Annotated in this window: 11 protein-coding genes; 6 read left to right on the top strand and 5 right to left on the bottom strand. The window is 44.2% G+C overall.

Annotated elements, in window-relative coordinates; genetic code table 11:
* Entirely contained in the window at nt 1-195 is a 195-nt protein-coding gene (locus CWI32_RS08780) for a heavy-metal-associated domain-containing protein (protein WP_005096981.1), read from the top strand.
* A gap of 65 nt (nt 196-260) precedes the next feature.
* Here the strand turns inward: CWI32_RS08780 and CWI32_RS08775 are convergent, their stop codons facing one another.
* Nucleotides 261-866 (bottom strand): TetR/AcrR family transcriptional regulator, encoded by a 606-nt coding sequence (locus CWI32_RS08775; protein ID WP_100535132.1) that lies wholly within the window; start codon nt 864-866, stop codon nt 261-263.
* Between the two features lie 532 nt (nt 867-1,398).
* Between CWI32_RS08775 and CWI32_RS08770 the strand changes: the two genes are divergently transcribed.
* The 3 genes from CWI32_RS08770 to scpC all read left to right on the top strand — a co-directional run bounded on the left by CWI32_RS08770 (nt 1,399) and on the right by scpC (nt 6,049).
* Complete coding sequence (locus CWI32_RS08770; RefSeq protein WP_100535131.1) at nt 1,399-3,180, top strand: acyl-CoA dehydrogenase C-terminal domain-containing protein; 1,782 nt, start codon at nt 1,399-1,401, stop codon at nt 3,178-3,180.
* A 79-nt stretch (nt 3,181-3,259) separates the two neighbouring features.
* Nucleotides 3,260-4,435, top strand: coding sequence for a thiolase family protein (locus CWI32_RS08765; RefSeq protein WP_167381276.1), 1,176 nt, complete (start codon nt 3,260-3,262; stop codon nt 4,433-4,435).
* Between the two features lie 117 nt (nt 4,436-4,552).
* Entirely contained in the window at nt 4,553-6,049 is a 1,497-nt protein-coding gene (scpC, locus tag CWI32_RS08760; protein ID WP_005096976.1) for a succinyl-CoA:acetate CoA-transferase ScpC, read from the top strand.
* Between the two features lie 88 nt (nt 6,050-6,137).
* Here scpC and CWI32_RS08755 read toward each other — a convergent pair whose 3' ends face one another.
* Complete coding sequence (locus tag CWI32_RS08755; RefSeq protein WP_005096974.1) at nt 6,138-7,214, bottom strand: zinc-binding metallopeptidase family protein; 1,077 nt, start codon at nt 7,212-7,214, stop codon at nt 6,138-6,140.
* 245 nt (nt 7,215-7,459) lie between these two features.
* Here CWI32_RS08755 and CWI32_RS08750 point away from each other — a divergent pair, with 245 nt between their 5' ends.
* Together CWI32_RS08750 and CWI32_RS08745 are read left to right on the top strand one after the other, a co-directional pair.
* On the top strand, nt 7,460-7,906 hold the full coding sequence (locus CWI32_RS08750) for a GNAT family N-acetyltransferase (RefSeq protein ID WP_100535130.1): 447 nt from the start codon (nt 7,460-7,462) through the stop codon (nt 7,904-7,906).
* A 116-nt stretch (nt 7,907-8,022) separates the two neighbouring features.
* Nucleotides 8,023-8,910 carry a DMT family transporter gene (locus tag CWI32_RS08745; protein ID WP_100535129.1) on the top strand — a complete coding sequence of 296 codons (888 nt, stop codon included), beginning with the start codon at nt 8,023-8,025 and terminating at the stop codon, nt 8,908-8,910.
* Nucleotides 8,911-8,979: 69 nt separating this feature from the next.
* Here CWI32_RS08745 and pcaD read toward each other — a convergent pair whose 3' ends face one another.
* The 3 genes from pcaD to CWI32_RS08730 all read right to left on the bottom strand — a co-directional run bounded on the left by pcaD (nt 8,980) and on the right by CWI32_RS08730 (nt 11,813).
* Nucleotides 8,980-9,759 (bottom strand): 3-oxoadipate enol-lactonase, encoded by a 780-nt coding sequence (gene pcaD / locus CWI32_RS08740; protein WP_100535128.1) that lies wholly within the window; start codon nt 9,757-9,759, stop codon nt 8,980-8,982.
* A 63-nt stretch (nt 9,760-9,822) separates the two neighbouring features.
* The gene (pcaF, locus tag CWI32_RS08735) at nt 9,823-11,028 is read right to left on the bottom strand and encodes a 3-oxoadipyl-CoA thiolase (protein WP_005096966.1); all 1,206 of its coding nucleotides are present in this window, start codon (nt 11,026-11,028) and stop codon (nt 9,823-9,825) included.
* A gap of 131 nt (nt 11,029-11,159) precedes the next feature.
* On the bottom strand, nt 11,160-11,813 hold the full coding sequence (locus CWI32_RS08730) for a 3-oxoacid CoA-transferase subunit B (protein ID WP_100535127.1): 654 nt from the start codon (nt 11,811-11,813) through the stop codon (nt 11,160-11,162).
* Nucleotides 11,814-11,828 lie beyond the last annotated feature (15 nt).

The following is an 11,828-nucleotide window of genomic DNA, read 5'->3' as shown; positions in this document are numbered from 1 at the left end:
ATGAAATTCCGTATTGAAAATATGACCTGTGGTGGCTGTGCACGCAGTGTGACTGCTACGATTAAAGATCTGGATGAAAATGCCACCGTTCATATAGATGTGGCGACTAAGCTGGTCGAAGTTGAATCGACAGTCACTGAGTCCGAGATTGTCGCGGCTTTAACCGAAGACGGATTTCCGCCAATTGCTGCTTGATATTTGTTAAGTCATTCAATTGAAATAAAATGCCGGATTCAATCCGGCATTTTTTATTATAGGGCTTAGACTGACGAGATTTTATCCGGGGTCATCAGCGCCTGATTAATATACAGTTTAATCAGGCGTTCACGTGAACCAATCGCTTTTTGATAATTGGTCGAATTTAATAATAGTGAAGCACCATAAGTCACGGTCCAGATATAAGACAAATAATCCCGAATCGACATGGCACTTTCTAAAGCCACCAGATAATTATGGGTCATGTCTTTAATCCGGATAATCCGTTCTTCGCGAATCCGATAAAGCTCCTGAAATAAATCTTTCAGATTCTTTTCATTATTGGTTAAACGCTCTTCAATCACATGCAACAGGATGGTGCGATTGGAATTGAGCATGTGATAGAGCATATATTGCGAAACATAATTTTTAATATCGTTACTATATTTTTTTGATATTTCCAGAATTCTTTTTTCATTCAGAATAATTAGTTCTAAATATAACTGGTTCTTGCTTTTGAAATGCTTGTAGATCGTTCCTTTCGCGATGTCCAGTTCACTGGCAAGTTCACTCAGGGTAATGTCCTGATTATTGTCCAGTAGCAGGCTTTCAGCCATGCTCAGGATCTTCTCTTTACGAAGAAGGAAGTTCTGCTGTCTTACAGTCGTCATCTTCTTGGTCCATATTTTTCGAAAAAGAACCTTTCAAGAATATTCAATTTTACCCAAGATAGCTATAAAACTAAGGTCGTGATATTTATCTAATTTTGTATATTTATGCAGCAACTGCTGACAATGAAAAATATATATGGTGTCAGTCTGGAAATATTGTCAAGAAAACTGAACCCTAGAGATCAACTTTGCTAAATAAAATTCCATTTTCAGCATAATTATTTTATTGTTTCAGCACATCAAGTGAAATCATTATTCGGTTTAAGACCGTCCTGGCAAAGGATTATAGTGGTGAATAAAGAATCATTTTAAGCCTGCTTGGTTCAGTAAATAACGGTGACATAAAGCTTGGGTTTTTAAATTTTATGTCGCTTATTTAGTTGAATGAGATTTACTGCTGGATTAATTCGAGATGATGATTTTCGATTGATATGCATTGATTGAAGTAAAATCATAAAAAAGATTTTCATTAATCAATGATTATAAAACGCTCAGCAACAGAATTGAGTATCACCAGTTAAGGAATGTAAGAATGCCTATTTATAATGCGCCGCTAAAAGACATGGAATTTATTTTAAATGATGTGTTTCAAGCTGAAAAATTTTGGCAAGGTAATGAAAATCTTGCACATTTAGATATGGCAACTGCAAATGCAATTCTGGAAGAGATGGCCAAATTTTCCAAGAATGTCATTCTTGACCTGAATCGTCCTGCGGATGAAGAAGGTGGTGCTCAGTTTAAACATGGTGAAGTGACCACACCTACAGGCTTTAAAGATGCCTTTAAGCAGTTTGCTGAAGGTGGCTGGGTAGGTTTAGGTGCCAGTGAAGAATGGGGCGGGCAGAATATGCCAAAAATGCTGACCGTGCTGGCCGATGAAATGATCTGGAGTACCAATCCATCATTTATGCTTTACCCGCTGTTAACCGTGGGTGCAGGCATGGCGATCAATGATCGTGCTTCACAAGAACAGAAAGAAACCTATTTACCAAAATTCTATACAGGCGAATGGTCGGGCACCATGTGTCTGACTGAGCCACATTCAGGTACTGATCTTGGCATAATCAAAACCAAGGCTGAACCCAATGAAGATGGCAGCTATAACATCAGCGGTACCAAAATCTTTATTACCAGCGGTGAACATGACCTGAGTGAAAATATCATTCATCTGGTGCTGGCAAAAACACCAAATGCACCCGCCGGTTCACGTGGCATTTCCCTGTTTATTGTGCCGAAATTTCTGGTGAATGCAGATGGTTCACTCGGTGAACGTAATGCAGTATCTGCGGGTTCAATCGAACATAAGATGGGAATTAAAGGCTCGGCGACCTGCGTCATGAACTTTGATGGTGCCAAAGCTTATATGGTCGGTAACGAAAATGAAGGACTGGCCGGCATGTTCGTGATGATGAACTACGAACGTCTGTCGATGGGAATTCAGGGCATTGGCGCGGCAGAATTTGCTTATCAGAATGCGGCACAATATGCGACAGACCGTTTACAGGGACGTGCCTCGACCGGTGCGAAATCACCGGAAAAACCAGCCGATTCGATTCTGGTACATGGTGATGTGCGCCGTATGTTGCTGAATGTGCGCGCCAACAATGAAGCATCTCGTGCATTTGCTGTCTATGTCGGTCAGCAGCTGGATATCACCAAATATTCGACCGATGCTGAAGCGGTGCGTAAAGCGACCGACCGTGTGGCTCTGTTAACCCCAATTGCCAAAGCATATCTGACTGATAAAGCATTAGATTCTGCACTGGAAGCGCAAATGTGCTTCGGTGGTCATGGTTATATCCGTGAATGGGGTATGGAACAATGTATTCGCGATCTGCGCATTTCACAAATTTATGAAGGCACCAATGGTGTGCAGGCAATTGACCTGATTGGCCGTAAAACCACCAAATGTAAAGGTGCTTATATTGCAGAGTATATCGCTGAAATCCGCGAGTTCGCCCAAGGTCTGGATGATTCATTGACGATTAAAACGGCGACATTAGAGACCTGTCAGCAACTGGAAGACATCACCAGCTTTATCGTCGAGCAGTCTCAACTGAATCCGGACTTTGCTAACTCGATTGCGGTCGATTATCTGCATGCGGTGGGTCTGCTCAGTTTTGTGTATATGTATGCGCGTATCAGCAAAGCTGCAGCAACGAAAGACGATAGCTATTTCCAGAACAAATTGGTACTGGCGAATTATTATGTCGCCAAAGTTCTCCCGGATTTGAGTGCCCGAATTCAACGTATTCAGGCAGGTGCAGAACTGGTCATGCAATTACCTGAAGACTATTTCACTGCACAGGCTTAAACCGGCAAGTATTGCGAAGGACAAACACTGCAGAGCTTCTGCTGTGCGGTGTTAAATAACAATGATGAAAAAGGATGAGATGAGAATGATTGTAATTGTAGAAGCTGTACGTACCGCAATGGGTGGTTTTCAAGGCTCACTTTCAAGCTGTACGGCGCCTGATTTGGGTGCTGTGGCGATCAAGGAAGCTGTAGCTCGTGCAGGTTTAACTGCAAATGATATTGATGAAGTCATTATGGGCTGTGTACTGCCGGCGGGTTTAAAACAGGGCCCGGCACGTCAGGCCATGCGTCAAGCCGGCTTACCGGATTCAACAGGTGCCACCACGATCAATAAAATCTGTGGCTCAGGCATGAAAGCGGTGATGCAGGCAGCAGATGCAATCAAAGCGGGTTCGGCTGAAATTGTGATCGCAGGTGGCATGGAATCTATGTCTAATGCGCCATATTTGATGGACAAGGCACGTGCCGGTTTCCGTATGGGACATGGCAAAGTCACGGATCACATGTTCCAGGAAGGGCTGGAAGATGCAGAAACAGGTCTGTCGATGGGAATTCTGGCACAGGAAATGGCAGATAAAAAAGGCTATACCCGCGAACAGCAGGACGATTATGCCATTGGCTCATTAAACAAAGCGGTGACGGCTGTTCAGCAAGGCTTCTTTAAAGATGAAATCGTAGCAGTCACTGTCAGTAACCGTAAAGGCGATGTAGTGGTTGAGCAGGATGAACAACCTTTAAATGCCAAAACAGACAAAATTCCAAGCTTGCGTCCAGCCTTCAAAAAAGACGGAACCATTACCGCAGCAAATGCCAGTTCAATTTCAGACGGTGCTTCAGCACTGGTGGTCACCTCTAGTGAAATTGCTGCACAGCGTAACTTAAAACCCCTGGCTAATATTCTGGCCTATGCCAGCCATTCGCAGCATCCTTCGGAATTCACCATTGCACCTGTCGGTGCGATTGAAAAAGTGCTGAAAAAAACCGGTTGGGATGCCGCCGATGTTGACCTCTGGGAAATCAATGAGGCTTTTGCCATGGTGACGATGCTAGCCATTGATGGCTTTAAACTGGATACTGCAAAAGTCAACATCAACGGTGGCGCATGTGCGCTCGGTCATCCACTGGGGTCTTCTGGTTCCCGTATTATTGTGACCTTGATTCATGCCTTAAAACGTACTGGTGGCAAGAAAGGCATTGCCGCACTGTGTATCGGTGGCGGTGAAGCAACTGCGATTGCAGTGGAGCTGGTTTAAGTCCAGCCAAAATTCAATGCTCGAATTAGCAAAATTAATTATTGATTGATTTAGACGCTAATGCTCTTGGTTCACCAGGAGCAGACGCCTCTTTATTTTATATTTTTGAGATTTTTTATGAACGGTTTAGAGCGCATTCGTTTGCTCCCATTACAAGATAAAGTCGTATCTGTCGAAAAAGCACTACAACTGATTCAAGATGGCGATGTAGTTGGTTTAAGTGGTTTTGGGGGGGCAGGTGAAGCGAAAACTGTGCCTTTGGCCTTGGCTGAATATGCACAGAAGTATCCAATTCATATTACCTTGGCGACAGGTGCAAGTCTGGGGAACCGGATTGATGGAAAACTCAATGAAGCACATGTCATAACCCGCCGTTATCCTTATCAGGCAGATCCTTCTTTACGTAAAGCGATTAATGCCGGTGAAGTGATGTATGTCGATCAGCATCTCTCTGAACTGGCCGATAATATCCGTCATAAAAACTTGCCAGCGATTAATGTGGCTGTAATTGCTGCAACTGCGATTACTGAAGACGGTCAGATTATTCCGACAGGCTCTTGCGGAAATTCTGCAAATTTCATCGAAATGGCAGATCGGGTCATTATTGAAATTGATATGACGATTAATCCCGTACTAGAAGGTGTTCACGATATCTATGTACCTCAAGCGCGCCCAAACCGCGAGCCAATTCCTCTGACTCAAGCCAGTGACAAAATTGGAACAATCGGGATTCATGTTGCACCTGAAAAAATTTCTGCGATTGTCATCAATGAGATTCCAGACACTTCCTTTGGCATGGACGAACCGGATCAAGAAACGCTGGCGATTGCCAGTCACCTGATTCATTTCTTTGAACAGGAAGTGGCAGCAGGGCGTTTACCTGAAAATCTGGGGCCGCTGCAATCCGGTGTGGGCTCCGTGGCCAATGCGGTCTTTGCCGGCTTCGAACATTCCAATTTCAATAATCTGGAAATGTATTCTGAAGTCTTGCAGGATTGCACTTTCCAGCTTATCGATTCAGGCAAGATGACCTTTGCTTCAGGTTGCTCCATGACCCTGACCGATGACTGTGCCGCACGAGTGATGAACAATTTTGATCGATACAAAGATAAAATTGTCTTGCGTCCACAGGAACTTTCCAATAATCCTGAACTGATTCGCCGTCTCGGGATTATTGCGATTAATACAGCACTTGAGTTTGATATTTACGGAAATGTGAATTCAACCCATGTTACTGGAACCAAGATGATGAACGGTATTGGAGGCTCGGGAGATTTTACCCGTCATGCGCATATTGCCATCTTTGTGACCAAATCCTATGCCAAAGGTGGTGCGATTTCTTCAGTCGTTCCCCTAGTCAGCCATACCGACCATACCGATCATGACGTTGATATTCTGGTGACTGAGCAAGGTTTAGCAGATCTGCGTGGTTTGGCACCGCGTGAACGTGCCCGCAAGATTATCGATATCTGTGCTCATCCAGATTACCGCGAAAGTTTAAATCATTATTTTGAGCGTGCCTGTGCGCGTGGTGGTCAGACACCGCATTTATTGAATGAAGCTTTGTCTTGGCATGCCCAATTTGAAGAAACCGGTTCAATGAAAACCGCTTAATACGTTTAATCGCATTGATCATCAAATAGAGCCCGTTGTATACGGGCTTTATTCATTTGATTACATCCATTTTTTTGTCGTTTAAAGATCATTTGGATGATTTAAAAACTTTTTCCAGTACATGCCGATGTATAAATCGAAGCTTGTCTTTTACCGCTTCGGTCAGCTTGAATGGGTAGGCATCTTCCAGACCCATACAACGGTTCAAGGCATTTAAATTAAAGGTTAAGGTAACCCAGTTTGCAAGAATATGTTCAACGTCCTGTCCGCCAATTGGACATTCTTTAAAATCCATGCTGGCCAGATAGCCACCATTGCCAATAACGCGGATTCCAGCATAGTAAGCAGTTTCCAGTGTTTCCATCATATGCAGATAATGCGCCCAGGTTTCTGCCCAGTCTTCCCAGGGATGTGCGGTGGCATAAGCACTAATATAGTTTTCCTGCCAGTTGATCGGGGCGCCGTCATTATAATAAGTTTGCAGCGCCTCACTGTAATTTTGCCGCTCATCGCCAAAATAATGACGAAACTCTTCAATCAGTTCCGGATGTAAGTGTTGCATCAGTGCAAAATAGTAATGTCCGCTTTCATGGCGAAAATGGCCCAATAAAGTCCGGTAATTTTCTCCCATATTCACGCGTGTTGTTTCACGATACACCACATCCGCTTCAATCGCATTTAAAGTAATCACACCATTGGCATGACCAATCAAAACCGGCTGATCATCTTCAGGCAGTAAAAAATCAAAACGCAGGCCAAATGGATCATCTTCAGATTTTTTGGGGCGTGGCATCATGTTCATACGCTGCGCCAAATAAAGGAAGCGGCGTTTGGCCTCTTCCAGTCGAAACCAGTAAATCAGGTTCTCTGAATTTTCCAGATCAGGAATCACATGAGTGAGTTGACAGGACTCACAAAAATCTTCATCTTCATTACTGGGAATCATCCAGTTACATACCTGATAGTGCGTATAGTTATGACAGGGTTTATAACTGGCATGCTGATAACTTTTGGAGACTGGAATCCATTGATCAGCACTCTGCTTTTTAAATGCGCACAATTCTTTTTCCGAAGCGACATAGCCGATTGGTGACATACAATGATCACAGACTGATTTGTAAAAAAATAGCTGTTGCTGGCAGACGGCGCATTCAAAATGTTTCATCTAAACTCCCTGTAGGGAAGCAAACTGTCTAGAATGCCTACCTAAATTTCATCCTATTGTAATAACATCATAAAAATTTTAATAAAAACTCTATATGGCTGAATTGTAAATGGAGGATGCTTGGCATTATATTGTGAGCTAAATAACTCGTTATTTTTAATAGAAAAAGATTGCTTAGAGAAATAAAAATTGACAGATGATCTGTTTTTGCAACAAAGCCAGGTTAAGGTGAAATTTAAAATAATATGAAAATTAGAAAAGCTACTGTTCAGGATACATCTGCTATCGTAGAAGTCATTGCACCATTTGTAGAGGCTGTCACTACGGCAGAAGAGGGACGCTTACGTTTTAAAGCTGAAGCGATTCAAACCATTTTTGAACGGCCAGATATTTATTATTATGTGGCTGAAATTGACCGCAGAATAGTCGGTGTTGTGGCTTATATAGCGCCGGCACATTTCATGCATTTTTTCTTGAATAAGGCTTATCAAGGTCAAGGTTACGGTCGCCAAATGTGGCGCTTTTTAGAAAATCAGATTCGTAGCCAAGGTCATCAATCTATTACTGTAAAATCCAGTTTATATGCTTTGGATATTTATAAACGCTTCGGTTTTGTTGAAATGGGCGAATACACTGAGGAAAATGGCATTCGTTTTATTCCCATGCGAAAAGACTACTTAGCTGAAATTTAAACCATCTAAAAACAATCCAAACTTTCCGCTATTCACCTTCATTCCATTTTTAATTAGTCATGCCTTTTACTTAGGCTTAGAATTGGTTCACTTTTGTTATATATGCAAATCATTTTATGGCAATCAGCTGGATCTTTTTCACCTTAATGGCTGCATTTATGCAGGCATGGCGCAATGCATTTCAAAAACAGCTGAGCACTACGGTCGATGTTTGGGGGGTCACGCTGGCACGGTTTATCTTTGCCTTGCCCTTTGCAATAATCTATCTGTCCAGTCTTTATCACTTCAAGCCCGTTGAAAATATTATCCATTTTACTCCCAGGTTTTGGGTCTATATTGTGATTGCTGGTTCAAGCCAGATTTTAGCGACTGCCTTGATGGTGAAGCTGTTTCAACAAAAAAATTATGCGATTGGGGTCGGTTTGGCTAAAAGTGAAGCCATTCTTGCCGCCGTCATTGGTGTCGTGTTTTTAGCCGATCATTTATCGGTACTGGCCTGGATCGGTGTGGTACTCGGTGCTTATGCCGTGTTCTTGCTGAGTAAAGGCCAGCAGATCAGCGAATTTTCTGCCCAGACCTTAGCGATTGGAATCGGCAGCGGCTTAAGTTTTGCGATTACCTCACTCTTGGTCAGGGAGGCGAGTCTGGAGCTAAGCACATTGCCAACTGTCCATCGTGCTGCATGGGTACTGCTGATGGTCATCAGTTTTCAATGCATCAGTATGCTGATCTATCTGAGTCTATTTAGCCGCCAGACTTTAGTGGCCATGTGGCAACGCTTGAGATTAACCTTTAAAGTCAGCGTGTGCAGCTTTATGGCATCGCTGGGCTGGTTTACTGCCATGAGCATGATGAGTGTGCCCATTGTCAAAACACTAGGTCAAATCGAGATTTTATTTAGTATGCTGATTTCTGCATATTTCTTTAAGGAGAAACTGGCACGTGCCGAACATTGGGGGTTGGGCTTGGTGGTGATCGCTGCGATTTTGGTCATTTGGGCTTAATGCTGACTCCATCTTGATAAAAAAAAGCCACTGATGATGATCAGTGGCTTTTTTCTTTTTTTGAGCAGTTTAAGCTGCAATAAATGCCTGAACTGCCTGATTGAACGCTTCAGGTTGCTCGACATTGGAAATATGCGATGCATTGATTTCAAACAGTTGGCTATTGGCAATGCTGGCTTGCATCGACTGACCATCAGCAACAGTCGTTACAGGATCTTGCTGACCTGCCACAATCAATACAGGAACTGAAATTGTCTTTAACTGTTCATGTAAATCCGCTTTAGCCAAAGCTTCACAGCAACTCGCATAACCTTCCGGGCTGCCAGCTCCAAGGTCGTTTGAAAGTTCTGCAACAATTGCTGCGTTGCTTTGAATAAAGGGTTCGGTAAACCAGCGTGATGCTGCGGTCGATGCAATCGGTGCCAAGCCTTGCTCACGCACCAGTGCAGCACGTTCTAGCCAGGCCTGTTCCTGACCGATTTTGGCTGCCGTATTACACACAATCACTTGGTTAAAGCGTTCTGGGCGGTTAATTGCCAGCCATTGGCCAGTCAGACCACCCATGGAAATGCCACAGAAAGCAGCTTTCTGGATATTTAAATGATCCAGTAGATTCACTACATCTTGACCCAGTTGATCCAGGGTATATGGCCCTTGTGGTGCGCTCGAGCCACCGTGACCACGGGTGTCATAACACACCACGAAATAATCTTTCTGGAAAAATTCAATTTGTGGCTGCCACATGCTGAATTTGGTGCCCAATGAATTGGAGAACACAATTGCAGGCTTAGAGGTATCCCCAAAAGTCTGGTAATTAATTTGTGCATCGTTAGATGTAAATGTTGGCATTAAAATCCCTCCCGACCTCCCTTTAAAAAAGGGAGGGGAAATTTTTATTAAGTGATCGTGCTTTTAGACGCGTTCGATAATCAAAGCAATACCTTGACCGACACCAATACACATTGAACATAGTGCATATTGACCGCCAGTTTGTTCCAGCTGGTTCAAGGCAGTGGTCACCAGACGTGCACCAGAGGCGCCGAGTGGATGACCCAATGCAATTGCGCCACCGTTCGGATTGACTTTTTCTGAGCCGTCTTCAATGCCTAGATCACGGGTACATGCCAGTGCTTGGGCCGCAAAAGCTTCATTCAGTTCGATCACATCCATCTGCTCTAGCGTTAAGCCGGTTTGAGCAAGTAGCTTTTTGATGGCAGGTGCCGGACCAAAGCCCATGATGCGCGGCTCAACACCCACAACAGTTGAGCCAATAATTTTGGCACGTGGTTTTAAACCGTATTGCGCAATCGCTTCATCAGACGCGATCAGTAGGGCGGCAGCACCATCGTTAATGCCTGAAGCATTACCGGCTGTAACTGTACCATCTGCTTTTACCACAGGTTTTAGTTTTGCCAGAGCTTCTGCTGTTGTAGAGGCACGTGGATGTTCATCTTTATCTACGACCACCGGATCGCCTTTACGTTGTGGAATCACCACCGGAATGATTTCTTTATCAAAGAAACCCTTGGCTTGTGCTGCGGCTGTACGTTGCTGGCTGCTCAGGGCAAATTTGTCCTGATCTTCACGGTTAATCCCAAACTGTTCAGCGACATTTTCAGCCGTTTGCGGCATGGTTTCTACGCCGTACATGTCTTTGAGTTTCGGGTTAATGAAACGCCAGCCCATGGTGGTATCTTCGATTTTCTGACTACGGCCATAGGCGGTTTCTGATTTACCCATGACAAAGGGTGCACGAGACATTGACTCGACACCACCGGCAATAATCAGATGGGCTTCACCCGCTTTAATCGCACGTGCAGCCATGGAGATAGTATCTAGCGATGAACCACATAGGCGGTTGACTGTAGTTGCAGGCACTTGATAAGGCACACCTGCAAGCAGCGCTGACATACGGCCAACGTTACGGTTATCTTCACCGGCCTGGTTGGCACAGCCATAGATCACATCATCGACCTGTTCCCAGTTTACCGATGGATTACGTTCTATTAAGGCTTTGATTGGAAGTGCACCGAGATCATCAGTACGAACAGGAGCGAGGCCACCTGCATAACGGCCGAATGGGGTACGGATGGCATCGATAATATATGCGTTTTTCATTTGTTTAATCCTTTGATTTTTTAATCCCCCTAAATCCCCCTTTTGCAAAGGGGGACTTTTTCCCTCCCTTTCTTGCGCTGAGTTTTAAAAGCAATGCTTTAAAACTCGCTCAGGGAGGTCAGGAGGGATTTTTAAGCCTGAGTCGCATCAATCAGCTTGGCGCCAGTCAATGACTGCAATTCTTCGAATGACAGACCTTCGACTTTCTCAATCACTTTCATGCCTTCGCTGGTGATATCAATCACACACAGGTCGGTATAGATACGATCCACACATTTCAAACCAGTCGCCGGATAAGACAGTTCAGCCACAATTTTTGGCTCGCCTTTCTTCGTGACGTGATCGGTGGTAATAAAGACTTTCTTGGCACCCACAGCCAAATCCATTGCACCGCCAACAGCCGGAATCGCATCCGGTGCGCCAGTATGCCAGTTGGCCAGATCACCATTTTCAGCAATCTGGAAGGCACCCAATACCGCGATGTCTAAATGACCGCCACGCATCATCGCGAAGGAATCACCATGATGGAAGAATGAACCCCCTTCCAGTAAGGTTACGAATTCTTTACCAGCATTGATCAGCTCTGGATCACGGTCTTCTTCAGCAGGAGGAGGACCAAAAGCCAACAGGCCATTTTCAGAATGCAGGAATACATCTTTATCCGAAGGCAGGTAGCTGGAAATTTTGGTTGGCAAGCCGATGCCCAGGTTGACATAGGCACCATCAGGAATGTCTTGTGCCACACGTTCAGCGATCTGGTCACGGGTCAGTTTGGTATAGCTCATTATTTATCTCCGATG

Origin of the sequence: Acinetobacter pseudolwoffii, from assembly GCF_002803605.1 — a bacterium.
Taxonomy (GTDB): domain Bacteria; phylum Pseudomonadota; class Gammaproteobacteria; order Pseudomonadales; family Moraxellaceae; genus Acinetobacter; species Acinetobacter pseudolwoffii.
The sequence above is the reverse complement of the archived record's forward strand: the minus strand, read 5'-3'. Positions and strand labels throughout refer to the sequence as shown.

What these genes read in the sequence shown, in the direction of transcription:
- CWI32_RS08730 (WP_100535127.1), bottom strand. Translation starts at nt 11,813, where the DNA reads ATGAGCTATACCAAACTGACCCGTGACCAGATCGCTGAACGTGTGGCA.
- CWI32_RS08750 (WP_100535130.1), top strand. Translation starts at nt 7,460, where the DNA reads ATGAAAATTAGAAAAGCTACTGTTCAGGATACATCTGCTATCGTAGAA.
- pcaD (WP_100535128.1), bottom strand. Translation starts at nt 9,759, where the DNA reads ATGCCAACATTTACATCTAACGATGCACAAATTAATTACCAGACTTTT.
- CWI32_RS08755 (WP_005096974.1), bottom strand. Translation starts at nt 7,214, where the DNA reads ATGAAACATTTTGAATGCGCCGTCTGCCAGCAACAGCTATTTTTTTAC.
- CWI32_RS08780 (WP_005096981.1), top strand. Translation starts at nt 1, where the DNA reads ATGAAATTCCGTATTGAAAATATGACCTGTGGTGGCTGTGCACGCAGT.
- CWI32_RS08765 (WP_167381276.1), top strand. Translation starts at nt 3,260, where the DNA reads ATGAGAATGATTGTAATTGTAGAAGCTGTACGTACCGCAATGGGTGGT.
- CWI32_RS08745 (WP_100535129.1), top strand. Translation starts at nt 8,023, where the DNA reads ATGGCAATCAGCTGGATCTTTTTCACCTTAATGGCTGCATTTATGCAG.
- CWI32_RS08770 (WP_100535131.1), top strand. Translation starts at nt 1,399, where the DNA reads ATGCCTATTTATAATGCGCCGCTAAAAGACATGGAATTTATTTTAAAT.
- pcaF (WP_005096966.1), bottom strand. Translation starts at nt 11,028, where the DNA reads ATGAAAAACGCATATATTATCGATGCCATCCGTACCCCATTCGGCCGT.
- CWI32_RS08775 (WP_100535132.1), bottom strand. Translation starts at nt 866, where the DNA reads ATGACGACTGTAAGACAGCAGAACTTCCTTCTTCGTAAAGAGAAGATC.
- scpC (WP_005096976.1), top strand. Translation starts at nt 4,553, where the DNA reads ATGAACGGTTTAGAGCGCATTCGTTTGCTCCCATTACAAGATAAAGTC.